The sequence below is a fragment of the Providencia sp. PROV269 genome, assembly GCF_028477785.1.
GTDB lineage: Bacteria > Pseudomonadota > Gammaproteobacteria > Enterobacterales > Enterobacteriaceae > Providencia > Providencia rettgeri.
Window position 1 is genome coordinate 260,821 of the sequence record NZ_JAMPLV010000004.1, and the last position, 22,486, is coordinate 283,306.

The window sequence follows — 22,486 nt, forward strand, 5'->3', positions numbered from 1 at the left end:
TTTGAGGTAGTTATGAATTTATCAATTAGTTTAGATATAGAGCTACATGAAGAAATATCAATTCCATCTTTAATTGATATTTTTGGTCATATGATTTTAACATGTGAGTCGATCACTCAGAAGAAGGAGGACTCATGGTATTTAACGGGCGATACTCTTGAAGACGCATTAAAAAAGAAAGCCTTTAATCAAAGCACACCCACTAATTTATTGAAAGCAATTCCGTATTTTGATTGTATGGAGACAATATGGGCAAATGAAAATAAATCGTTGAGCATTAAATATACTGGTTCAGGGCTGATATACAGCCTAGATTTTACAATTCGTGATATTAGTTTATCCAATAAAATAGCAATAGTTGAAGCATTAAATTACTATATTGGTAATTATAGAATAGTGTGTGTGCAAATAGACATTAATGGTTATTGGTATAATGATAAAAATGTATTCCCTGACAGATTGCCTGTCGGTTGGATGCTTTATCTCAATAAAAAAATCACGCCAGAAAAATTGCCTATGGCAGCTGAACTTATTGATATTGAAAATGAAAAAAATAGCGGTACGTTGATTATCAGTACCGACCATGTATTTGATGGCTCAAATAAAGATGACATTAAAAAAGCTAATGAAATTGAAATTCAGTTAACTGGATTAGGGTTACTTCCTCTTTTTACTGAAATTTACAGTTAAGCGTAAAAAGGGAAGAGATGAATTTATCAATTAAATTAGATATCGAGCTACATGAAGAAATGTCAATCCCCTTATTAATTGATATTTTTAGTCATATGATTTTAACCTGTGAGTCGATCACTCATGAAAATGAAGACGCATGGTATTTAACAGGCGATACTCTTGAAGATGCATTAAAAAAGAAAGCCTTTAATCAAAACACACCAACCAATTTATTAAAGGATATTCCTTACTTTGATTGTATGGAATCAATATGGGCTAATGAAAACAAGGCATTGAATATAAAGTATACCAGTTCTGGATTAATCTATAATCTTGAGTTTACTATTGATGATATTAACTACATCAAAAAAAATGCTGTAATAGAGGCCATAAATTATTATTTTAGTGCCTATAAAATCGTTTGTATGCGGATTGATACTAATGGATATAGGTATAATAAAAAAAATGTTTTCCCTGACAGACTCCCCGTTGGTTGGATGCTTTATCTCAATAAAAAAATCACGCAACAACAATTACCTATGGCGGCTGAACTTATTGATATTGAAAATGAAAAAAATAACGGTACTTTGATCATCAGTACCGACCATGTGTTTGATGGTTCAGATAAAGAGGATATCAAAAAAGCCAATGAGATAGAGATTCAACTAACAGCATTAGGATTATTGCCTTTAGTCAAGGAAATTTATAGCTAATGCTGCAAAGAGAAATAGGGTAGTTCTATAAACACTGAACCAACAAAATTCTCTTTAATCTCTTACTATATGTTAAAATGGCAAGCTAGATTTCAAGCCTGCCATCAAAAAAACAGCAAAATAAACTTTAGGCCCAACAATAGGCCCAAATCAAAAGTTGAATTGGATTTTATTGATTTAAAATCAATATCATAAAAGCTTAATTCAGACTCCGCCAGCGCAGGAATGTACCGCATGACGACATTAAAACTCTCCCATTACCTTTACCAACGTGCTAATACGTGGTGGTTTCGTAAAACCATCCCGACCACAAACACTCGCTATGACATGCGTTTAAGCCTCAAACTAAGCAACTGCATACAGCTCGATCATTAGCCTTAATCCTCAATAGTCAATATAATCACTGGCAAGTCCAATATTCAGGAAGCCCGAAAATGACCAAGGAACACATTGCCTTTTTTCAGCAGCAACTCAAATTATTAGTCAACAGATGGTGGCAGCGTGAAATGGATGATTTTCATGGCAACCTTGATAAGGGAATTGATGAGCTCAATGATTTACAGCACGTCGCAACGGGGCTTATTGAGTTTCATCACAAACGTATTATTAAAAAAGAGTATAGAGATAATGCCAAAAACCAGAGAATAGCTACCACGTTATTAGATGAAATCCAAGAGCAACAATCGGATGTCACCTCTAACTTAACCAAAACAAGACTATCAGCAACTGGCTCTTATGGTTGACCAAGCGTCTTTGCAGCACTATCAACGACTCAATACGTATTTATCAAACCCAACACCTGACTGGCTAACCACCCCCGTAACCTTTGAGGCTGAATCAATCATTGATGATAAGCCACGTTACCCCTTATCTAAACTGATTAGCGACTATCAAGAAGAAAGCCAACAAAAAGGACACAGCCAAAAGACCAAAAACAAGTATGCTCAATGCCTCGCCTTAGCAATTATTTTCCATTGCACGTTTTGTGTTGCGCATCGTCCATTGGGACACCTGATGAAAATCCCTATCATCACCTCGCTCAATGGCGTTAAGAACTTCATTCATAAGCGTTACCGAACGGACGAGCAATGCTCTTACAATACGCATTTTCGATAAGTCTGACTGAGCCGACTTTATCTTTTCAAGCTGCTTTTCATGTTTAATTTGCCTAGCTGAAATCATGCCTGCGATAATGATTGCCAAAATACTGCCAATCGCTTGAATCCAAGCAGGAATAATTGACTTAACCAGATCTTTTTCCGCAAAGTCAATATAGGTAACAGCCTTAGTAACAAGTAATAAAATAACAGCGAAAGAAAACAGATAAATGATTTTTTTCATAATGATTGTTTGCTAAATCTCCACACTATCCAGTACCCCTAAATTTAATCATACATACAACTTTAGTTAATTTGTCATACTCAACTATCCTGTCAGCAACATCTGAATGAAATGCAAGGAATGAAACTCAACGTAAGTGTAGATGAATTCAGATAAATCTCTTTTATGCTAAACACTTCAAGATTATTTCACATTCAATTTGCTTTTGTTTGTGATAATTCGTTATCTTAACGCAAATTACTTAACATTGAAGTGGGTAACCTCACTCGCGGCTTATTGTACCTTCGGTTACCACGGTGGACACAAAGGAAATAAGATGAGCTTAATGGATAATGCACTACGACCTTTTTTATCCCATAATCGCTACCAGCTTGCTGTACAAGGTTGCCAGACCCACTTAGATGTTGAGCACTTCACGGGACGTGAAGCCATTAGCGAAACGTACCGTTATCAGATTACTTTTACTTCCACAGAGAAAAACCTGCAAGCGCCACAATTTCTACGCCGCAGTGCTGATTTTACCTTTTCATCGCCTACCCTGCCATTGGCTATGCTGAACACGTTAAATGAACCACAAAAGCGGGTTCATGGGATAATTACCCACTTCAAGCGGCTGTCTGGCTCAGCGGATGAAGCACAATACCAAATTGTCATAGAACCGTTTGTCTCCTTGTTACGCCATCAAATGCGCTCTCACCGCTTTTTCCTCAATAAATCGGTGCCGGATGTCATTGACCTCATTTTACGTGAGCATGACATGAAAGGCTGGGAGTTTGAATTTCATTTGCAGCACCAATACCCCAAGCGAGAGCAAATTAACCAAATCAATGAGAGTGATTGGCAGTTTATTGAACGCCTGCTAAGTGAAGTGGGGATTTTCTATTCATTCAGTTTGCAACCGGATACCAAAACCGAAGTTATTCATTTTGGGGATAGCCAACGAGCCTATGTGTATGACCTCAAGCTACCTCTCAATAGCCCATCAGGGATGAATGACGAGAGTGTAGAAAGTGTCTGGGGGTTATCACTACGTCATCAAGTGGTTGAGCGCAGTGTCACCACCAAAGATTATAATCACCGCCAAGCGATGCAAACCTTGCAATCCATTGAAACGGATATGACTCGAGGTGAGGGAGAGGACATCCACTACGGTGATGTCTATCATTATAAACCTCGTCATCTTGAGCGCGGTGAGAAGTACCAACCAGAAACGGAAACCGCTCACTTTTGGTCACGCCTTGACCATGAGCGTTTTCTGGCTCGTCAAACTCAGCTGCACGGTAAAAGTAATTCACCGATGCTAACGCCATTATTGGTGCTCAAAATTACCGATAACCAACTGCCTTCAACATTACCGTCTGACTTTCAATCTGAAATACTGATTACTCGATTGCGATTTTCAGGTAGCCGCAGCAGTGCCTTAGTCGTGCAATTTGAAGCAACGTCGTACACCGAAGCTCTGTGCTGGCGTCCGACCTTGAAGCCTCGCCCTGTGATTGCAGGGACATTGATGGCACGCGTCACCAGTGCTAAACCTCACGATATCTACGCCCACCAGAATGAGCATGGTTTTTATTGGGTTAAATTCGATGCGGATCGTGATGAAAAATCGACGGGGTATGAAAGTATGCCTGTGCGGCTAGCGAAACCGTACGCGGGCGATACCTACGGGATGCACTTTCCGTTAATCCAAGGGACAGAAGTTGCCATTGCCTTCCATGAGGGTGACCCAGACCGACCGTACATTGCCCATGCCTTGCATGACTCGCATCGCCCCGACCACATCACCGACAAAAATAATACCCGCAATGTCATTCGTACTCCGGCAAATAATAAGCTACGCATGGAAGACAAACGCGGGGAAGAACACATCAAATTCAGCACCGAATACGGGGGGAAATCGCAACTCAATTTAGGGCATCTGGTTAATCAAGGACGTGAAAAACGCGGTGACGGCTTTGAACTGCGCACCGACAGTTGGGGCGCTATTCGAGCAGGAAAAGGGCTGTTTATCAGCACCGATTTACGCACAAAAGCCTCGTCTGAACAACTGGATATGCGCGAAGCCAAGCAGCAATTGGATGATGCGTTGAACCTTGTGAGCTCCCTACGGGAAGCCGCCGAAGTCGCGAAAGCAGAGCTGGCAGACATGAAGGCTCAACAACGCTTATTAACTGAGTCCATCAACGAATTGCAGCAGGCAGCGTTATTACTCAGTGCGCCCGCGGGTATCGCATTAACCTCCCCCAAAACCGTACAGGCTCACAGCGGTGAAAACATTACCCTGACGGCCAATAAACAGGCAGATATCTCAGTCGGTAAAAAAATCACCTTAGCCGCAGGTCAAGCCATCAGCTTATTTGCTCATACCCTAGGAATCAAAGCCTTTGCAGCAAAAGGTAAAGTGGAAATTCAAGCTCAAAGTGATGAAATGCATCTCACCTCACTCAAAGACATGACCGTCACCAGTACGGGCGGTAAAACTGTCGTCGCCGCTAAAGATGAACTGCTATTGACCTGCGGTGGTGCCTATATTCGTTTAAAAGGCGGGCAGATTGAGTACGGCAGCCCCAGCAACCAAACGGTCAAAGCGACTAACTGGGTGGTTGAAGGCCCTGCCTCGATGGATGTCACTCATCCACAATTTCCACAGTCAATGCCAAAACAAACCTTGCGTTTTCAACTGAGTTCGTCGCCGCAAAGCCCAATGAAGGCGCGCGCGTTTGAGCCGTATGAGCTGTATGCCAATGGGGCACTGATTTTAAAAGGCATGAGTGATGCACAAGGTAATGTGCAAATTGACCATGATATTCCTACGGACAGCTACCAACTGCGTTTATTGAATGGGGACCGTTACGATATCGATGTTCCTTCTGCGGAGTCGCAAGAGGAAGAACACGTCGAGCCCGTTAATGTCGGTTTTCGAACCAGTGCGCCGAGCCAAGAGCGAGAAAGCTCGCGAATAGGTCAAGCATGGGGGGAAGGGCTTTCCCAATTTATCACTGAATGGAATAAGAGAAAATAATATGTCAGGAAATCAATCTGGGGGATTCCCCGCTTCCGTGCAATTACCCATTCCGGCAACCGAGCAGAAAATACGCTTACCCGTCTCGACCTGCATGGTACTGCAAATGACGCCAAGTTGGATCCCTGAGCGCACCAAATACCCTATGAGTTTATTTGTGTATGCGCCACTTATTAATGGAAAACAGACCTTTGCAGCGGTTGCGGAGGCCATTCGTAAAGCGAAAAAGAGTATTGAGATTATTACATGGGGATTTCAGCCCTCCATGTATTTTGAACGCTCAAGTGGAATTAGGGATGGACAATTTCCTAATATTGCGGAGCTTCTTGAGCAAAAAGCCAAAGAAGGTGTAAAGGTACGCATTCTGGTGTGGTTTGATGAGATAGCTAAGCTGGGTGAAACCAGTTTACCCGGCTGGCCTAAGCAAACGTATTTTACGCCAAGGCAAAAGGTTGAACTACCTTCAGATATGATGCAGACCATTGGGGCTAAATTAGATTATGAGTCTGATAAACAATATACCTTTGATAAAGAATGGCTTATTCGAGCTAAAAACAATCAAATTAAAAACTTATCAGTTCGTACACGTTCGATGGCGATCAACAGCCCTTCATCTCGCTTAAGTAAGGTGGCTGAATTAACCAAGCACCAATTTGGTAGCGATGATGTTGAATTCAGTTTACGTTTAGCCGCACTTGCTGTAGTGCCCACTCACCATCAAAAAGCGGTTTTGATTGATTATGAAGATCCTGAATTAGCGATTGGCTTTGTGATGGGTCATAACATGCATTCGCAGTATTGGGATGATGATAAACACTCGATTGTTCAACATAAAGATATGTCATGGTTAGGGCGTGATGGCCCGACCGCATGGCAAGATACGTCGAACTGTGTGTATGGCGAAGTATTGTGTGATTTAAATGATAATTTTGTCACGGCATGGAATGAAACTGAAGGCTTTTTTACAACGGATAATGAAGGTGCTCAGCTGTTAGAGCAAAGAAAGTCTCTTATGCGCAGCCAATATACGCCCACCATTGAGTTCATTGATGCACTCAATGAGCGCTATACCTTTTTAGCCCGAAACCCATTAATTCCAACGTCGGGTAAAATTTGCCGCACTCAACCGGAATATGACGAATACGATATTTTAAAATCTTACGATCATGGTGTTAAACATGCGCGTAATTATCTCTATTTTGAAAATCAATATTTCCGGTTATCGTCAATTGGGCGGGATGTACGCAATATGGTCGAGGAGCGAAATAAATGCTTTGCAGAAGCTGCTGCAACCGACCCTAAACTGCAAGGAGAAAAACTGCCACCATTCTATTTGTTTGTGGTGACGAACTCCACCACGAAAGCAGAGATTGGTGACTCCAACCACGTGGGCGGTTATCAAACCTATAAAATGCTAGAGACGTTAGGCCGCCGTGACCTTATGCGTGAGTATGCCGCATTTGATGGCACCTTTAAAAATATCATGGTTTCCACACAAGAGAGCTTACTCAAACCCATTCAGGTTGTAGAACCCGATGATATTCAAGAAGAAGAGATTGACGGGTTTAAGAGCGTCATTTGTACCTTGGTTTCGCCCGATTCTGACCGCTGGCAATCGGTGTATGTCCACAGCAAGCTAACCTTAGTGGATGACACCTTTTTAATCCAAGGCTCTGCCAATATCAATTTACGCAGTATGGCATTTGATACTGAAATTGCCGTCGTACTGCAAGATACAGATATTTTCCCGATTGTTAAGCCACTGAGGGAACATTTGTGGGGGATGCATAAGGGCACTGGGGGCATATCAAATGATTTAACAAAAGAATTTGATGAATGGATTGATATTTCAAATAGAAACAAAGGATTGAAAAAAGATAAAAAAATGCCTATAGCTTCTTTACTTCCGTTTGAGGATAAAACGATTGGATTAGAAAATTCGGATTAAATTATGTCACTAATTAAATCTTATTTATTACTGTGTGCTTTAGTGCTGCTTGTTAGCTGCAAACCTGTTGAAAAAAAAGAGAAAGCGATGACTCAAAAAACAGAACCCGATTTAGCCTTCACCTGTGTATATGAAAAAGACACATTGCCTCCCGTTGACCCTGAAGCGGATGTTTGGTTTAAACAAGCCCGTGAGCTTGAGAAAATTAATAAATATCAACGTGATTATGCCAAAATTGGCGAACTTTACCGCAAAGCGGCCGAGCGTAATCACCCCAAAGCCATGCTTAACTTAAGCAATTTAATCAGTTACGGCAAAGTCCCCCCGATTAAAGGTAAAGGAGCAGCTCAAGAGGTTTGGGATATTATTCAAAAAATGGCCAAATTAGACATCAGCTATGGTTATTACCAAATGGGACACTACCTCGATACAGGCTATGGAGTCGTCGCTGATCGTACTAAAGCTTTAGCATATTTTCGTCAAGCCGCAGATTTAGGCAGTCCCGAAGCCCAATATGTGATTGGCGATATTTTTGTTTCTCAACGTTTATCCGACAAAGATAACCCTGCTTATCGCCCTGATATTGGGAAAAAAATGTTGGATTGCTCTGCAAATCAAGGTAATGGGAAAGCCGCATATCGTCTGGCAAATTACTTATGGAATGTTGAAGAAAATACTGGTGGAACATTAAAATACTATCAATTATCTACAAAAAATGGGTATAGAGCCGCAGCATCAACATTTGAAGGTGCATTCAAGCCAAATGTAAAAGAAAATTCCTATTATTATTTACCTGTAAAACCTGATTCTGAACGTTCTCTCCGTTATGAAGCTATTGCTAATGAGATTAGAAATAATCCCGAGGCACGCTTTCCCGATATTGATAAAATCGTTCCGCTACCACCTGCTGAACTCCCTGAATGGGATGGCACGTTTGAATATAAAAAACAACAGGATAACCAATAAAAGGATCTTAACATGCGCGCACTTGTTCGATTAGGTGACAAAACTACTCATGGCGGCGAAGTGATCTCCGCTTCTGGTTCGGTGATGTACGGCAAACCGATAGCTTTAGTGGGAGATAAAGTCAGTTGCCCTAAAAAAGGTCATGGCGTTAATGCCATTTTACCCGGTTCAACGCGTATTTTAATATCCGGTCGTCAGGCGGCACTCAATGGTTTTCAGACCGAATGTGGTTGTACATTGATTACGAGCTTATCATCGTCGGGTGAACAATCATGATAAGCTGGAAAACTCCGTCTTTAGGTCACCCACCTAAGCCTAAATTACCTCGCTTGATGCTTTGGTTGTTTTTGGTTGTTCTCATTGGTATTGCTGGATTTGGTATTGGCGTGTATTTATCTTCAATTGGCGTATTGTCTAGCGAAATCAGTAATAATCAAATAATTGCTTTATTTGTTGTTCTTCCCGTGATTGCTATTTTGTTTATTCGTCTATTGGCTTATTCGATAGTGTCATATGACCATCGGCAGTTTACTGATATGCTCGATGATGCACGCCAAGAATGGCGCTATTGGGCAGGAAGGTATTTAGGCATTTTAGCGCATACACGATTGACACAATTTGATGAAGAAAAACAATCAAATGTTGTTTTGTCTTCACTGCCGCCGAATAAAGACAATATATTGCAATTAAGCGCCTTCAAATCACTTTCTTTATGGGAGAAACAGGAAATGGCGGTGCAAAAGTTACTTGCCCCCATTGCTGAATATTACCATCAACATGCTCTTACTCAGCCAATTACCCTATATTGGCAAGCTGAAGATAATGAGGCTAATTGGCAGGCTCTCATTCAGCAGGAAGCCACGCGCTTATCATTAGAGCTTGAATCTGTTGAAACATTGCCATACAAATCACTCAGCGAATGGCTGTTAGCACTGTATGAAAATCCCTTTGAACCTAAGTTATACGCTATTTTAGCTTTTCAGTTAGACTCAATGGCAAGTGAAGAAGCCGCGAGTCTATTACTTGCCCCTCAAGGGTTCTACGAGCGTTTAAGAGTGCCAATCAAAGCGAAGCTCCTGCGTCCAATATCTACGGATAAAGGATCTTTCCCTGATGCATTGAAAACACAATGTGAATTTCAATTACCGGGTCACCAATTAAATTCAGTGTGGCATAGCGGGATCGCAGATAAAAACAAAAGCCAATGTATTGAAAGCTATGTACAGCAAGATATTCATTGTCTCTTAAACCAGTTTTATGATGTCGATAACTTTTTCGGTAAGGGTGGGGTTGCTCGGCATAGTACCATCTTGTCCTTGGTCAGCGATAATCCCGAAAACCAACTAATAGTCAGCCAAGAACACGATAACTTATTGTTACAACAAATAATACTGTCATAAACCAATAAGAGGTGATTGCTATGAATGATACAATTCGTCATGCTATTGAGTGCTGGGCTAGCCGCCCAACATGGTTTAGTTCCCATCCCATGGATGTCAAAGAGCTTAGACAAGCTATCAGGAACCTAAAAAAAAATATCACCGCCTCCGACTTTACTAGAAATAAAAGAAGCGATTCATTTTTATGTCGATGATGCACCGACTCTATTAGGCACCCCCTCAGATTTATCACAAGCAGTCCATGAATTTGCTGTCAAGATCTACAATAAGCTTTAAAGGTATAATTCTATTTTCGACATAATTAACTATGCTGTTCCACCTCGTCACCATATTGGTTCTAGCATTCTACTAGAACCTGCTAACATAAATCATTATCACCACAGTAAAAAAAATCTCAGATATATATTATCCCCTTGAATAGCTATCATTTTCTTTTATTTCAAGGAGTAACATGCATCAGATCTCTCACTTTAAAACCCTTCAATCGACTCTACCGGCTTCATGAGCAATAACGCTCAATAGATAACTCATCTACTCTAGCGCCACCTAGATTTGCCCAAAATGCTATTGTTGAAAGTACATCTTTTTCGCTTGTTGCGACAAAAAGAGTTATGAAAGATGTTTGGTTCCATAAACCACTTGCTTTATAAACCGATTTTTTCATTTTCACCCCAACTAACTACATCTAATAACCTTATGAATAAACGGCCTTATCTCCGCTATAAAATATGTAGTTATATGATGGGAACGATTTTATTTTTTCCAAGTGTGTACGTTTCATACTTTCATCACCTCACACCAATGATTTAATTTATCTCTAAAAAATTCCCGATGTGCTTCAGGTACTTTTTCAATTTCAACCTGTACTCGCTCTCTGTAGATTTTTCGATTTTTCAGTTGCCTAATTAGACTGTTAGCGAATAAATCAAGCTGCTCCAGTTCGCGATATTCTTCTGGCCATAAAGCAGAATTCTGGGGAAGTCCATTAGGTAAATATTTACCTGACATAAACTTGTTTTAAAGTAGCGAGGGATACAACCTCTGTTATTAGAAGATGAAATACTCATTTCATGAAGAATGCGGTAATCCAAGTAACATCTATATCATTTTGTTGAAATAAATTGAACATATCAATCAAATAACTCCCCTTTACTAATAACCACTACCTGCAATAATCCCATCTCGATATAATACACAAAGGAAACTATAACATGACTAAATTACACTTATTATTAGTAATTGCTGTATTTGGAAGTGCAGCTGGAAATGCCTTAGCCTCTACGAATGATGAGGGCTATTATGGTGCTGCAAGGCTCTCGAAGGTATGGCAAAAAGCAGATAATATGGATACCAGTAGTAGACCTGGTATTGGTCAATTTGTCTCGGGTGATGATAAAGATGATTTTTATAATGGCTCTTTAGCTGCTGGCTATCAATTTGGTAATGGTTGGCGTACAGAAGCAGAATATACTTTCAATAAAAAGGCAGAATATACAAGTGGATCAACCACTTTTCCGACCAGCTTGAATCACCATAAAACAGAGTCCCAACGATTAATGCTAAATGCTTACCGTGATTATGAAATTTATCAGGGAGTTTCTATTTATGGAACCGTTGGTGTTGGTATCGCAAAAGTAAAATCGTCTGGATGGCAAGGAAATGTTTCACGTCAATACGCAAGTAACACTGATACAAACTTGGTATATTCTCTCGGTGGCGGCGTCAGCTATGAACCTATTAATAAACTCAATTTTGACTTAGGCTACCGTTATGTGGATCTAGGTAAAATCGAAAGTGGCATGAACCGATTTGCTAATGCTCGAGGCTTACAAGACGAGCAAATGAAAGCACACCTTAAATCTCAAGAAGTTGTATTTGGTGTCAGATACTTATTTTAGTATTTTTATAGTGTTATCTCATTGGTATTGTCTCAAAAATAGCTAACTCTTGTTAGCTATTTTTAATTGTGGTGGACACGCTCAATTTTTGCCATTATTGCTCGGCTACTGCTTTATATAACGTAGGTATCTTTCACGAATAGCTGTCTATGAAAACAACAAGCCGTGTTTTTCTTTTTAAGAAATTCAGATTAGGTGCGCTATTGGCTTTTTCTAGACGCGTAATGTTCATTGAAGTACCTACAGCGCCGAACTCAGAATAAAATAAAAAGTGTCTAAAAATATAGGAAAAAATATAATAATAGCTATACCTCAAGATATCATTTTGATATTTTTTGAAAAGAGAAATGATGTAGACCTTTTCGCATTAAGATAAGGCCAAACATAACTTTATGATGCATAACCTGAAATAAACTATGAAAACATCTTTACTATCAAATAAGACCACGTTAATCGTAATAATAGGATGGCTATTACTTTATTACGTAACAGGTGAAATCTCCGAAATACTGACACCAGAGAACTCAGATATTTCTGTTGTTTGGTTTCCTGCGGGGGTCGCAACAACCGCTTTTTTATGTATGCACAAACGCCAATGGCTACCATTACTGATTGGCTTCATTGTATTAAACTTAATTCTGAATGGCTTTGATAGTGAGCAAATCACCCTTTCACTTATATACGCCGCTCTGGCAGTACTTTCTTGTATTGCTATTGCTTGGATTGTCCGTAGGTATGCTCAACGAGGAGATGATCTGCAACTAATATTGTTATGGCTATCGGCAACAATAATTGTCAGTTTTGCAGATGCAGTTCTATTTTCTATCAGTTTGTATTGGCTTGATAATACATCACTTAATGATATTTTTTGGGATGGTTTTATTGCTGATATTACTGGCAACATCTTTGCCACAACAGTGATTATGGGGCTAATTAATACCCATTTCAAAAGGGTGGTGCCTTCTTTCAAAATTAATATAGTTTGGGGAAGTATTGTTTTTATTCTTCTTATTATTAGCACTATATTAATATTCAATGATACTGCGATACAGATATACCATTCCTATTTTCATCATCATCGTAATACTGCTAAATTATCGCTACTCTGTATCCCTATTTTGCTTGCTGTTACCCTGTCTATGCTGTGGGGAAACAGAGGGGGATCAATAGCACTATTAATACTTGCCACTATTACAATCTATTACACTCGTAATCAGCATGGGCCTTTTTATCTTCATGGCCTATTTCGCCATGAGTCACTGTGGTTAATACAGGGATATTTGACCGTCATATCATTATTAATGGTTTTTTTACGAGTTGTCGCTCGAAGTACTCATAGAATTGATGACACACAAGGAGCTTATAAACCGCAGCACCTAGTATATCAACTTAATCTAGATAATGGTGCTATAGAATGGGGAAATACAGATTGTTCATATCCGAAGGCTGATTTAACAACCCTTTCCGATCTAAGGCAAATTATGGAATCTATTCATCCTGACGACCGAGAAAAACTCGCTCGACATTGGGAGCAAGAGCAAGCTCATACCACTCTTCCAATAATAACCTTTTGTCTGAAAGATAAAGAAGGTCGTTGGTGGAATATAGAAGATCGTGGAAGTGTTATTTTTAGTCATAACAAGCCAGTAATGATTGTTGGGAATTGGTTTATTTTGGGTGAAGTATCCTAAAATTGATGTAATAACAAAGGATAAGTGATGCTACAAATTGCATTATTACTTTTCGGTGCCGAATTTATCAGAGGAAAAGCACATTACCTCTGGGGGATTGGGCTCCTTTGGTGTTTTATTGGTATATTTATTTTCATTGATGGTGTTGATGGTATTCTTTTTTTTCCAATACATTTGTTTGGTATTCTATTGTTACTTGAAAGTCTGATCACATTAAGTGTCGCTTCAAGCGGAATTGGAACACAAAAAACGATACTTTTCTTTAAAGGTGGTCTATTTTTGTTCTGTGCATTGGTTATCTTGATTAATCAAACATATAGCAATGTATTATTGTCAGCAATGTTCGGTTTTGTTTTTTTTATTACCGGATTATTTGTTGTTGCATCAGCTTGGATCGTACGTTTTCCTGGATGGCAATTAATCCTATTATGGGGCGTAATTGAAATGCTGTTTGCCTTTTTTCTGTTTACCCATCACCAAGCAACAATTTCTTTTTTTATCGGTTTTTTGATGATAGGAAGTGGATTTGGATGCCTGAAGTTAGCATTTCGAGCCCGTCATATCCAACGAGGAACATCCATATTTGAACTGATGCGTCCTTTACCTGTGTCGTTTAAGAAAAAAGGGGCAATGCGACCCATAACAGAGACCCCACAATCTTCCACTATAAGTAGAGAAACTGAACAAGATACTATTTTGACTGTTCATATCTGGACCCCCGAAGGCTCCGCAAACCAACGCCCTGTACCACGGCCAATTATTAATCGTTATATTGCGGCTGTTGATTCTGAAGGAGTAATCTCGACGGGGCATGCATCTCTAGAACTCTACCCGCACCTCTATATCAGCTTATACCCTGAAGAAGATATTGATCGTTCTCCATCAGAGTTTTTCAGGCTACTAAAAGCAACCGCTGATAATAATGTTCCGGGGCGTTTCTTGCCTAATTATCAAACTGAAGCATCCGAATGGTGTGAATCTGACAGACAGATTGTTTTCAATGTTTATAACTATGCTTCTTTATTGAGTTTTTGGGAAAAATATCGCCAATACCCTATTTATAACCTAACATACCAAAACTGCTCCAGCAGTGTTGCATATGGTTTGGAGGCTGCATTAGATGGTGTTTTGTCTATGCAAAAGAGAAGTGATTTTATCGGGATTTTAAATGTACTTTGCATGCCAGAGTTATGGATTGCGGCTCAAATTCGTCGGCGTGCACTGATGATGGCATGGACCCCTGGATTAATTATGGATTATGCACGTGCTTTGCGGGCTATTGTACACCCAGTTCCAGTCCCTTGGTATAAACGCTTACTTAGGCGTTGAGTTTCATAGCCATTAGACATTTTTATCTCAAACATAGTTTAAAATTGTCATTTTGGAATGTTTGCTAAATAAGTTAAAGAGGTTTTTATGCTGAAAGTGTACGCAATCTTAATGGTGTCTATCATAGCTGAAACAACCGCGACAACCATGATGAAGGCGTCTGATGGGTTTACTAAGTTGGTACCCAGTATTATTGTCGTTATTGGTTATGCCATTTCTTTTTATGGATTATCCCAAGTTGTAAAAAGTATGAATATTGGTATCGCCTATGCGATATGGGCTGGAGCGGGAATATTTCTTGTTTCAGCATTATCATTTTTTGTTTATAAACAGAAACTTGATTTTCCAGCATTAATTGGTCTAGCATGCATTGCGCTGGGAATTGTTATTATCCAGCTGTTCTCTAAATCAATTACTCATTGAGTGTCGAAATTATTCAACAAGAATGGATTAAATAACGACATTAAGTTGCACACGTAACAAGATACATACCGACATTGAAACATTTTTTGTTACACCACGCTGGTGGTGTAACATCACTAGGAGAGGTATCCTCTCCTTTTAACTGATTCTATCAAGCAGTATAGCTTTCCGGTTCACTCCCCCTCGTCGCTTTTGCTTATCCGTATTACAAAGAAAAAATCATTATTACAGCCTCTGTGCCGAAATATATTTCATAAAGGTTATGGATTATACCAACTCATTAATCTCAGACCATCCATCGCAGAGATTATGATGAGCAACGATATTGCGTAAAATCAATCCATTGACCGCAGCTATCATGGCTACGTTTTGCGGCATCAATAAATGCCATCCCCTGTAGGCCAGTTTCAATACCTGGTAATAACGGTGATGCACCGCTTCCCTCGCGTAAACGAGTTGCCGCCTCACGATAAACCTGAGCAAAACCCTCTAAATATCCTTCGGGATGCCCGGCTGGAACCCTTGACATCGCACGGTTTTCCTCCCATTGAGACATTGATCCCCGTGTCACACAATACATTGGCGAATCAAACGGTTTTAACCATAACTGGTTAGGATTTTCTTGGGAAAATGAAAGACTCCCTTGGCTGCCATATATGCGTAGTCGCAGCCCGTTTTCTTCACCACAGGCCACTTGGCTCGCCCATAGACGCCCTTTTGCTCCGTTGTGATAACGCATTTGCACACGCACATCATCATCTAGCACTCTTTCAGGGATCATTGATGTGAGTTCCGCACAAATGGCCTCTGGCAACATCCCTGTGACAAATGAAGCTAACTGCCACGCATGAGTACCGATATCGCCGATACAGCCCGCTCCCGCTTTTTGTGGATCGGTACGCCAACTCGCTTGCTTGTTTTCAGTTTCCTCTAATCGTGTTGCTAGCCATTGCTGCAAATACTCCACTTCAATATAACGAATTTCGCCTAGTTCCCCTGCTAATATCCGGCTGCGCGCTTCGCGAATTAGCGGATAAGCACTGTAATTATGCGTGAGAATCAGTTGCCTACCCGTTTCTCTCACAACATCGGCAAGCTGCAAAGCTTCTGAGTATGATGTACACAATGGCTTATCACAGATCACGTCGATACCTGAGCGCAAAAATTCAACGGCAATAGGGGCATGCAAGTGATTAGGCGTGACAATCGCAACCACATCAATGCCATTACCACGTGCCGCCTCGCTTTGCGCCATTTGCTGATAGCTAGCGTAGCATCGTTCAGGCGCAAGGTGCAGCCGTTGCCCTGTACGTTGACAATTTTGCTCGTTCGAAGAAAATGCGCCTGCGACTAACTCAAACTCATCATCCATACGAGCCGCTAATCGATGCACTGCACCAATAAATGCACCTTCCCCACCTCCAACCATTCCCAGCTTTAGTCTCATCGCCTTATCCTTTATTTATCACTCACGATCCCAAGTAACGCTCTGATTTGTTGAAGATTAGTATCTACCGCTGCAAAATCATCAAAGGCATGATCAACCGCTGGAATAATATGATTGGCGATAAAATCAGCTCCCTCTTTCGCCCCGACATCTGGAGATTTAAGGCAACACTCCCATTCCATTGTGGCGATACCGGAAAAACCGTACTGGGTTAATTTGCTGAAAATAGAGACAAAATCAATCTGGCCATCCCCTAACGAACGAAAACGCCCTGCGCGCTCAACCCATGATTGATAGCCACCATAGACACCGCTACGGCCATTTGGTGAATATTCCGCATCTTTGACATGAAATGCGCGAATGCGTTGGTGATAGCAATCAATAAACGCGAGATAATCCATTTGCTGGAGCAATAAATGGCTTGGGTCGTAGAGAATATGGCAACGCGGGTGGTTATCGACAAGGCCGAGAAAACGCTCAAATGTCACGCCATCGTGTAAGTCTTCCCCTGGATGCAACTCGTAACACACATCAACGCCACACTCGTCAAACACATTCAGAATAGGCAACCAACGCAGCGCAAGTTCAGCAAATGCTTCATCAAACAGTTGTGCATTGTGAGGGGGCCAAGGGTAAAAATAAGGCCACGCCAGCGCGCCTGAGAAAGTCACGTGCGTAGTTAGCTTTAGGTGCTGCGAGGCTTTTGCCGCTTTGATGAGTTGCTCTACCGCCCACTGCTGGCGCTTTTGAGGATTACCTCTAACACTCGCTGGGGCAAAACCATCAAAAACCGTGTCATACGCTGGATGTACCGCAATTAATTGGCCTTGTATATGGGTCGATAACTCACTGATCTGAATACCATATTGCTGTAACATGGCAACCAGCTCATCGCAATAAGTTTGGCTTGTGGCGGCCAAATCTAAATCAAAGATATGTGGGTCGATCGTTGGCACTTGGATATGGGTAAAACCTAGGCTTGATGCCCATTCAGCGAGGCCTTCTAATGAGTTAAAAGGGGCTTTTTCGCCAATAAATTGTGCCAAAAAGATACCGGGGCCTTGGATTGTTTTCATGACTCACTCCCTAAAATCACGGTGCGCTGTGTACGCACAGCTTCATCCGCAGCAAGAACAATTCGCAAGCTATTGAGTGCGTCTTGTAAATGCTGTTCTAATGAAAATTGTTCCGTAATCGCTTGAACAAAATAACGTTGTTCACTTAGGCATAGCGCCAAATGGCCTGGCTCGTCTTGGCAGTCAACCCAACGGTCGGGATGCTTAAAGGCATTGTTTTTATCAAGCTCTGCATAGTGAATACGTAAAGAGTCAGTGCGCGTGTGCCCATCGACATTATCACTATTTCCCTCTCCATGGCGAGCCATTATCGAAACCGCACCTCGAGGGCCTATGACATCTTTGATAAAATACGCCGTTTCGCTGATCATTGGCCCCCAAGCCGCCTCATACCAACCCACTGAGCCATCATCAAAACGAACCTGTAATTGACCATAGTTATACATGTTGTCTGGTAATTCATCGGTCAATCTTGCGCCAATAGCGCTGACACTCACTGGTTGAGCTTGTGTCATTTGGCACATCACATCTAAATAATGAACGCCGCAGTCAACTATCGGTGATAGTGATTGCATCAAGTTACGGTGTACATTCCACATCTGACCATGGCTTTGTTGATTCAAATTCATTCTCATCACTAATGGCTTACCCAGCTCATGAGCTAGATGAATGAATTGTTGCCACGATGGGTGATGACGCAAAATATAACCGACCACCACTTGTCGATGGGCTTGTTTAGCCGCAGCAATGACACGCTTAGCCCCTTCAACCGTAGTGGCTAATGGCTTTTCAATAAACACATGACAGCCTGCCTTGAGTGCTAGCAATGCATAAGCTTCATGAGTATCAGGGTATGTCGTTAAGCAAACCGCATCTGGTTGCGTTGCTTTTAATGCCTGTTCGTAATTATCAAACGTGGCATATTCACCACCTAAATGTTCATTGAGAATGTCTTTTGAATGACCACGAGCCACCAGCCCGCAGATATCAACCCCTTCCATTCGGTGGTAAGCCTCTGCATGAGAGGCTCCCATATTGCCGCAACCAACGACTAAGACGCGTAAATTAGCCATCTTATTTCCCCTCCACTGGCTTTTCTTTATAGTTGAACGCGAAGAAGAACAATGCGGCAATCAGTAACGCACCTATCGCTGGGTACCACCAGAAACTTTGCCATTGTGGCAGAGCCGCTGCGCCTTCCGTTGTAACAATGCTATTGAACAGCATGCCACTGATTTGTGAACCAATTAACATCCCCACGCCATAGGTAAACAAAACCAACAAGCTCTGCGCCTGCCCTTTTACTTTCTCGCCAGCAACTTTGTCTGTATAGATAAAACCAATAACAAAGAAGAAGTCATAGCACATACCATGTAAGAAAATGCCGATATAAATCATCCAGCGCAGTTCTTCAGCGATCCCTAAGGCAAACATGACATAACGTAAGCACCAAGACAGCATCCCAATGAGTAACATCACTTTAATGCCAAGACGCGCAAAGAAGAAGGGTATCAATAACATAAAGAACAGTTCTGACATCTGCCCTAAAGACATCACGCCACCAACGTTAGTAAACCCTGTCGCTGCAACAAATGGCGCCGCATAGGCATAGTAAGCCGCCAATGGGATGGAGATCAGCATTGCACAAATGATGAAAACTAAGAAATGACGTTGCTTAAGCATGGCAAACGCATCCGCACATAACAAGTCGCGCATTGCTACAGGCTTACCCCGTTCTGGTGCTGGCGTGTGTGGTAATGTAAAGCTGTAAATCGCTAATACCAACGAAGCCGCTGCCGCCAAGGTAAAAATTTCTGTACTATCTGATAACCCTGTTGAACCGACAATCAACCCCGCGACAATCCAACCAAATGTACCGAATGCACGCACAACTGGGAACGCTTTCTCACTGTTCGGTAAACTATAAAAGGCAACGTTGTTACTAAGAGCAATAGTTGGCATATAGCAAAGCATATAACCAAAGATTATCCATAATAGACCGCTATGACCCCCCGTAAAGTAACTTGGGATCATCCATAATAAAGCAGCACCGATGAGATGCAGCACGCCAAGCACTTTTTGTGATGCAAAGAAACGGTCAACCACCATCCCTAGTACAAAAGGAGATAAAATAGAGGCGATGGGTCCTGTCGAATAAGCATCACCAATAATTGCTGATAAGCCATATTTCCCCATGACAACCCCTAGCGTGACATACCATGCCCCCCACACAAAAAATTGAAGGAACATCATTAACGCCAATCGCGGTACTACCCATACATGGGCAGTATTTTTACCGCCTTGAGCAAGACTATTTGTACCCATAAGACCCCCAATAATTTCTATTTTTTATTAGCCACTTTCAGGTAAAAAGGACGGCATAACCACGCCGCTTGGTTTCTGCGCATAACCTTTGGCTTGCGCAAGATGCAGTTCACAAATTCGACCGCCCCATCGCAATAGCGCTTGGCATAGTGCGCTTCGCTCTGTGGGAACTAAAACTACTGGCGTCGCACCACGATGATGTTTGTCTAACATCCAACCGAGTAAATCCAGCGCTACCTCATCACGATAGCTGCAGCCGGGTCCTAGCATCCTCGATGCGGGGTGTGCGATAGAGGCAAGATAACCTTCGATGCGCTGGTTATGCTCCCAGACTGCAATTCGCCATAACCCGCTGGTGTCATTCAAAAAATATTCAATATCCCGCTGACGACTAATACCCAATAAATCCGCTTCCAATTGTAAAATAGCCGGTAAGTCTTCGGTTCGAGCATCTCGCACAATTCCTTCGGTCAAACGAGGGAGATTTACGCCTTGCTCTGGTACTGAAATCGCCATATCTTGGTAAATTGCATAAGGTGTAAAACCGCCGCGGCGATAAAGAGAATAAGAGTCTAAATTCAGGGCACTTGAAATTAAGCGAATGGGTAAATTTCCTGCTAATTCATCTGCTTTGGACAATAATTTCTTTGCAATACCCTGTCCAAATGCATTGGGATGGACATTCATAATCCCAAGACCCAAATGGGTTTCTCGTGGGTGAAAAAAACACGAGCCAAGAATATTAAGTTGTGAATCACGGGCTACCCAGTGGTAGTCGGGATCAAGTTGTTGGTATACATCAACAAATAAATGGCACTCTTCAGGCGCAGACTGAAATATTTCGCCTAAACCATGTTGCTGATACCAGACATTCGTTGAGTGATAAATCAAATGCGCGACTTCACTCCGATCAGTGTATTTCGCAAGTTGTAGTTGTATATCCATTCATTACCTCTCATGTTTTATTGTTTATAAAATGAGGCTTTTCACTAAATGGCAGCTAAACTCCAAAATGAAATCGATTTCATTTTTACTGAAATCGATTTCATTTATAAAATATAGCCAAATTGTTTCTTTCAGCAACTAGCTGAATGGTTCAATAATGACCTAAAAGATAAATTTGCAATCTGCATCACAAGTTGCTTGTATCAATCGTACTTTTCATCACGATGTTGCATACTGTGCATGGCAATAGACAAAAGGAAAAGTGAACAATGTCGATAGAAAAAGTGGCGAAAATCGCAGGAGTCTCTGCCGCAACGGTTTCACGGGTATTGAATGATCAACATATTGTCAAACCGGCAACTCGCGATAAAGTTCTCGCCGCCATCGCTCAGTGTAATTATCAGCCTAATTTATTAGCGCGCCAACTACGCACCTCGCGTAGTCGCATGCTATTAGTGTTAGTGTCTAATATAACTAACCCCTTTTGTTCACTGGTTGTACGAGGTATTGAAGAAGAAGCGGAACGCCACGGCTATCATATTTTGTTATGTAATTCTGAATCCAATCCAACGCGTGAATCCGCTTATCTGAGTTTACTCAGAGGTAAGGTTGTTGATGGCGTCATCACTATGGATGCAGTGAGTTGTTTGCCGGGACTTACTGATATGATTGGGGATTTTCCGTGGGTGCAGTGTGGTGAGGGGGATCCTGAATTTCGTGCGTCTTCGGTTACTATTGATAATTTACAAGCCGCTAGCGCTGGCGTTTATCATTTAGCAGCGAAAAATCGCCAACGCATTGCATTAATTAACAGTGATATGCGTTACCTCTATTCGCAGCAACGGGAACAAGGGTATCGAAAGGCCCTCGCTGAACTTGGCTTTGAGTATTGTAAAATCGAATATGTAGAAGAATTAGATTACACCGCGGGGGCGAAGGCCATGGAAAAGTTACTGCAAAATGCGCCCAAACCCGATGCCGTATTCGCGATTTCTGATGTCATTGCAGGCGGTGCAATGAGTGTTTTGCATCAGCAAGGTTGGCATATTCCGAATGATATTGCCGTGTTAGGGTTTGATGGTGTGCCCTTCGGTCAAGTAACTACGCCGCCATTAAGTACTATTGTACAGCCGATGCATCAATTTGGCATCCGTAGCGTTCAACTGCTTCTCAATAAAATTAAGCACCCGAAACTCGATGACAGCCATGAAATCCTCGAATGGCAATTAATTGAGCGTGGCTCAACTTAACTCACCTTTTTATTTCCATTCTGGAGCTGTGATATTG

22 protein-coding genes are annotated in these 22,486 nt (G+C 41.4%); 14 read left to right on the forward strand and 8 right to left on the reverse strand.

The window, feature by feature from the left end:
• Positions 1-12 precede the first annotated feature (12 nt).
• The 4 genes from PR683_RS07670 (at position 13) to PR683_RS07685 (ending at position 2,128) form a co-directional block, all read left to right on the forward strand.
• Positions 13-690, forward strand: a complete 678-nt coding sequence (locus PR683_RS07670) for an Imm52 family immunity protein (protein ID WP_272571309.1) — start codon at positions 13-15, stop codon at positions 688-690.
• Between the two features lie 17 nt (positions 691-707).
• A complete protein-coding gene (locus PR683_RS07675) occupies positions 708-1,385 on the forward strand; it encodes an Imm52 family immunity protein (RefSeq protein WP_272571308.1) in 678 nt (225 codons plus the stop codon).
• 234 nt (positions 1,386-1,619) lie between these two features.
• Positions 1,620-1,760 (forward strand): hypothetical protein, encoded by a 141-nt coding sequence (locus PR683_RS07680; protein ID WP_162598881.1) that lies wholly within the window; start codon positions 1,620-1,622, stop codon positions 1,758-1,760.
• A gap of 59 nt (positions 1,761-1,819) precedes the next feature.
• Positions 1,820-2,128 carry a hypothetical protein gene (locus PR683_RS07685; RefSeq protein WP_109913297.1) on the forward strand — a complete coding sequence of 103 codons (309 nt, stop codon included), beginning with the start codon at positions 1,820-1,822 and terminating at the stop codon, positions 2,126-2,128.
• A gap of 214 nt (positions 2,129-2,342) precedes the next feature.
• Here PR683_RS07685 and PR683_RS07690 read toward each other — a convergent pair whose 3' ends face one another.
• On the reverse strand, positions 2,343-2,726 hold the full coding sequence (locus PR683_RS07690; protein ID WP_272581742.1) for a hypothetical protein: 384 nt from the start codon (positions 2,724-2,726) through the stop codon (positions 2,343-2,345).
• A 316-nt stretch (positions 2,727-3,042) separates the two neighbouring features.
• Here PR683_RS07690 and PR683_RS07695 point away from each other — a divergent pair, with 316 nt between their 5' ends.
• From PR683_RS07695 to PR683_RS07715, 5 genes are read left to right on the forward strand one after another with little or no spacing between them, the layout of a single operon-like run.
• The gene (locus PR683_RS07695; protein WP_196719352.1) at positions 3,043-5,751 is read left to right on the forward strand and encodes a DUF2345 domain-containing protein; all 2,709 of its coding nucleotides are present in this window, start codon (positions 3,043-3,045) and stop codon (positions 5,749-5,751) included.
• Position 5,752: 1 nt separating this feature from the next.
• Positions 5,753-7,699 carry a phospholipase D-like domain-containing protein gene (locus PR683_RS07700; RefSeq protein WP_123381771.1) on the forward strand — a complete coding sequence of 649 codons (1,947 nt, stop codon included), beginning with the start codon at positions 5,753-5,755 and terminating at the stop codon, positions 7,697-7,699.
• Positions 7,700-7,702: 3 nt separating this feature from the next.
• On the forward strand, positions 7,703-8,665 hold the full coding sequence (locus PR683_RS07705; protein WP_164528580.1) for an SEL1-like repeat protein: 963 nt from the start codon (positions 7,703-7,705) through the stop codon (positions 8,663-8,665).
• A 12-nt stretch (positions 8,666-8,677) separates the two neighbouring features.
• Positions 8,678-8,941 (forward strand): PAAR domain-containing protein, encoded by a 264-nt coding sequence (locus PR683_RS07710; RefSeq protein WP_164528579.1) that lies wholly within the window; start codon positions 8,678-8,680, stop codon positions 8,939-8,941.
• Positions 8,938-10,065, forward strand: a complete 1,128-nt coding sequence (locus PR683_RS07715) for a hypothetical protein (RefSeq protein ID WP_272581743.1) — start codon at positions 8,938-8,940, stop codon at positions 10,063-10,065. Before PR683_RS07710 ends, PR683_RS07715 begins: the two co-directional genes overlap by 4 nt.
• Before the next feature lie 499 nt (positions 10,066-10,564).
• Here PR683_RS07715 and PR683_RS07720 read toward each other — a convergent pair whose 3' ends face one another.
• Entirely contained in the window at positions 10,565-10,729 is a 165-nt protein-coding gene (locus PR683_RS07720) for a hypothetical protein (RefSeq protein WP_164528577.1), read from the reverse strand.
• A 113-nt stretch (positions 10,730-10,842) separates the two neighbouring features.
• Positions 10,843-11,073 carry a hypothetical protein gene (locus tag PR683_RS07725; RefSeq protein WP_109913150.1) on the reverse strand — a complete coding sequence of 77 codons (231 nt, stop codon included), beginning with the start codon at positions 11,071-11,073 and terminating at the stop codon, positions 10,843-10,845.
• A 203-nt stretch (positions 11,074-11,276) separates the two neighbouring features.
• Here PR683_RS07725 and PR683_RS07730 point away from each other — a divergent pair, with 203 nt between their 5' ends.
• The 4 genes from PR683_RS07730 to PR683_RS07745 all read left to right on the forward strand — a co-directional run bounded on the left by PR683_RS07730 (position 11,277) and on the right by PR683_RS07745 (position 15,406).
• Positions 11,277-11,963 carry an outer membrane protein gene (locus PR683_RS07730; protein ID WP_004912887.1) on the forward strand — a complete coding sequence of 229 codons (687 nt, stop codon included), beginning with the start codon at positions 11,277-11,279 and terminating at the stop codon, positions 11,961-11,963.
• A gap of 416 nt (positions 11,964-12,379) precedes the next feature.
• Positions 12,380-13,654 (forward strand): MASE1 domain-containing protein, encoded by a 1,275-nt coding sequence (locus tag PR683_RS07735; protein ID WP_109913149.1) that lies wholly within the window; start codon positions 12,380-12,382, stop codon positions 13,652-13,654.
• Between the two features lie 27 nt (positions 13,655-13,681).
• Positions 13,682-14,983 (forward strand): HdeD family acid-resistance protein, encoded by a 1,302-nt coding sequence (locus PR683_RS07740; RefSeq protein ID WP_004912893.1) that lies wholly within the window; start codon positions 13,682-13,684, stop codon positions 14,981-14,983.
• Between the two features lie 90 nt (positions 14,984-15,073).
• On the forward strand, positions 15,074-15,406 hold the full coding sequence (locus tag PR683_RS07745; protein WP_371021498.1) for a DMT family transporter: 333 nt from the start codon (positions 15,074-15,076) through the stop codon (positions 15,404-15,406).
• Between the two features lie 307 nt (positions 15,407-15,713).
• On the opposite strand, the gene PR683_RS07750 is transcribed toward PR683_RS07745, so the two are convergent.
• From PR683_RS07750 to PR683_RS07770, 5 genes are read right to left on the reverse strand one after another with little or no spacing between them, the layout of a single operon-like run.
• Positions 15,714-16,853, reverse strand: a complete 1,140-nt coding sequence (locus PR683_RS07750) for a Gfo/Idh/MocA family protein (protein ID WP_117162492.1) — start codon at positions 16,851-16,853, stop codon at positions 15,714-15,716.
• A gap of 11 nt (positions 16,854-16,864) precedes the next feature.
• Positions 16,865-17,929, reverse strand: a complete 1,065-nt coding sequence (locus tag PR683_RS07755; protein WP_109913146.1) for a sugar phosphate isomerase/epimerase family protein — start codon at positions 17,927-17,929, stop codon at positions 16,865-16,867.
• Positions 17,926-19,002 (reverse strand): Gfo/Idh/MocA family protein, encoded by a 1,077-nt coding sequence (locus PR683_RS07760; RefSeq protein ID WP_004912903.1) that lies wholly within the window; start codon positions 19,000-19,002, stop codon positions 17,926-17,928. Before PR683_RS07760 ends, PR683_RS07755 begins: the two co-directional genes overlap by 4 nt.
• A 1-nt stretch (position 19,003) precedes the next feature.
• Positions 19,004-20,254 carry an MFS transporter gene (locus PR683_RS07765; RefSeq protein ID WP_004912906.1) on the reverse strand — a complete coding sequence of 417 codons (1,251 nt, stop codon included), beginning with the start codon at positions 20,252-20,254 and terminating at the stop codon, positions 19,004-19,006.
• Positions 20,255-20,281: 27 nt separating this feature from the next.
• Complete coding sequence (locus PR683_RS07770; RefSeq protein WP_123381775.1) at positions 20,282-21,199, reverse strand: GNAT family N-acetyltransferase; 918 nt, start codon at positions 21,197-21,199, stop codon at positions 20,282-20,284.
• 269 nt (positions 21,200-21,468) lie between these two features.
• Between PR683_RS07770 and PR683_RS07775 the strand changes: the two genes are divergently transcribed.
• Positions 21,469-22,449, forward strand: coding sequence for a LacI family DNA-binding transcriptional regulator (locus PR683_RS07775; RefSeq protein WP_004912912.1), 981 nt, complete (start codon positions 21,469-21,471; stop codon positions 22,447-22,449).
• Positions 22,450-22,486 lie beyond the last annotated feature (37 nt).

Coding starts and splice junctions, on each gene's coding strand:
- PR683_RS07705 (WP_164528580.1), top strand. CDS start 7,703: ATGTCACTAATTAAATCTTATTTATTACTGTGTGCTTTAGTGCTGCTT.
- PR683_RS07730 (WP_004912887.1), top strand. CDS start 11,277: ATGACTAAATTACACTTATTATTAGTAATTGCTGTATTTGGAAGTGCA.
- PR683_RS07760 (WP_004912903.1), bottom strand. CDS start 19,002: ATGGCTAATTTACGCGTCTTAGTCGTTGGTTGCGGCAATATGGGAGCC.
- PR683_RS07740 (WP_004912893.1), top strand. CDS start 13,682: ATGCTACAAATTGCATTATTACTTTTCGGTGCCGAATTTATCAGAGGA.
- PR683_RS07700 (WP_123381771.1), top strand. CDS start 5,753: ATGTCAGGAAATCAATCTGGGGGATTCCCCGCTTCCGTGCAATTACCC.
- PR683_RS07775 (WP_004912912.1), top strand. CDS start 21,469: ATGTCGATAGAAAAAGTGGCGAAAATCGCAGGAGTCTCTGCCGCAACG.
- PR683_RS07695 (WP_196719352.1), top strand. CDS start 3,043: ATGAGCTTAATGGATAATGCACTACGACCTTTTTTATCCCATAATCGC.
- PR683_RS07725 (WP_109913150.1), bottom strand. CDS start 11,073: ATGTCAGGTAAATATTTACCTAATGGACTTCCCCAGAATTCTGCTTTA.
- PR683_RS07755 (WP_109913146.1), bottom strand. CDS start 17,929: ATGAAAACAATCCAAGGCCCCGGTATCTTTTTGGCACAATTTATTGGC.
- PR683_RS07710 (WP_164528579.1), top strand. CDS start 8,678: ATGCGCGCACTTGTTCGATTAGGTGACAAAACTACTCATGGCGGCGAA.
- PR683_RS07675 (WP_272571308.1), top strand. CDS start 708: ATGAATTTATCAATTAAATTAGATATCGAGCTACATGAAGAAATGTCA.
- PR683_RS07735 (WP_109913149.1), top strand. CDS start 12,380: ATGAAAACATCTTTACTATCAAATAAGACCACGTTAATCGTAATAATA.
- PR683_RS07750 (WP_117162492.1), bottom strand. CDS start 16,853: ATGAGACTAAAGCTGGGAATGGTTGGAGGTGGGGAAGGTGCATTTATT.
- PR683_RS07680 (WP_162598881.1), top strand. CDS start 1,620: ATGACGACATTAAAACTCTCCCATTACCTTTACCAACGTGCTAATACG.
- PR683_RS07685 (WP_109913297.1), top strand. CDS start 1,820: ATGACCAAGGAACACATTGCCTTTTTTCAGCAGCAACTCAAATTATTA.
- PR683_RS07720 (WP_164528577.1), bottom strand. CDS start 10,729: ATGAAAAAATCGGTTTATAAAGCAAGTGGTTTATGGAACCAAACATCT.
- PR683_RS07715 (WP_272581743.1), top strand. CDS start 8,938: ATGATAAGCTGGAAAACTCCGTCTTTAGGTCACCCACCTAAGCCTAAA.
- PR683_RS07690 (WP_272581742.1), bottom strand. CDS start 2,726: ATGAAAAAAATCATTTATCTGTTTTCTTTCGCTGTTATTTTATTACTT.
- PR683_RS07670 (WP_272571309.1), top strand. CDS start 13: ATGAATTTATCAATTAGTTTAGATATAGAGCTACATGAAGAAATATCA.
- PR683_RS07765 (WP_004912906.1), bottom strand. CDS start 20,254: ATGGGTACAAATAGTCTTGCTCAAGGCGGTAAAAATACTGCCCATGTA.
- PR683_RS07770 (WP_123381775.1), bottom strand. CDS start 21,199: ATGGATATACAACTACAACTTGCGAAATACACTGATCGGAGTGAAGTC.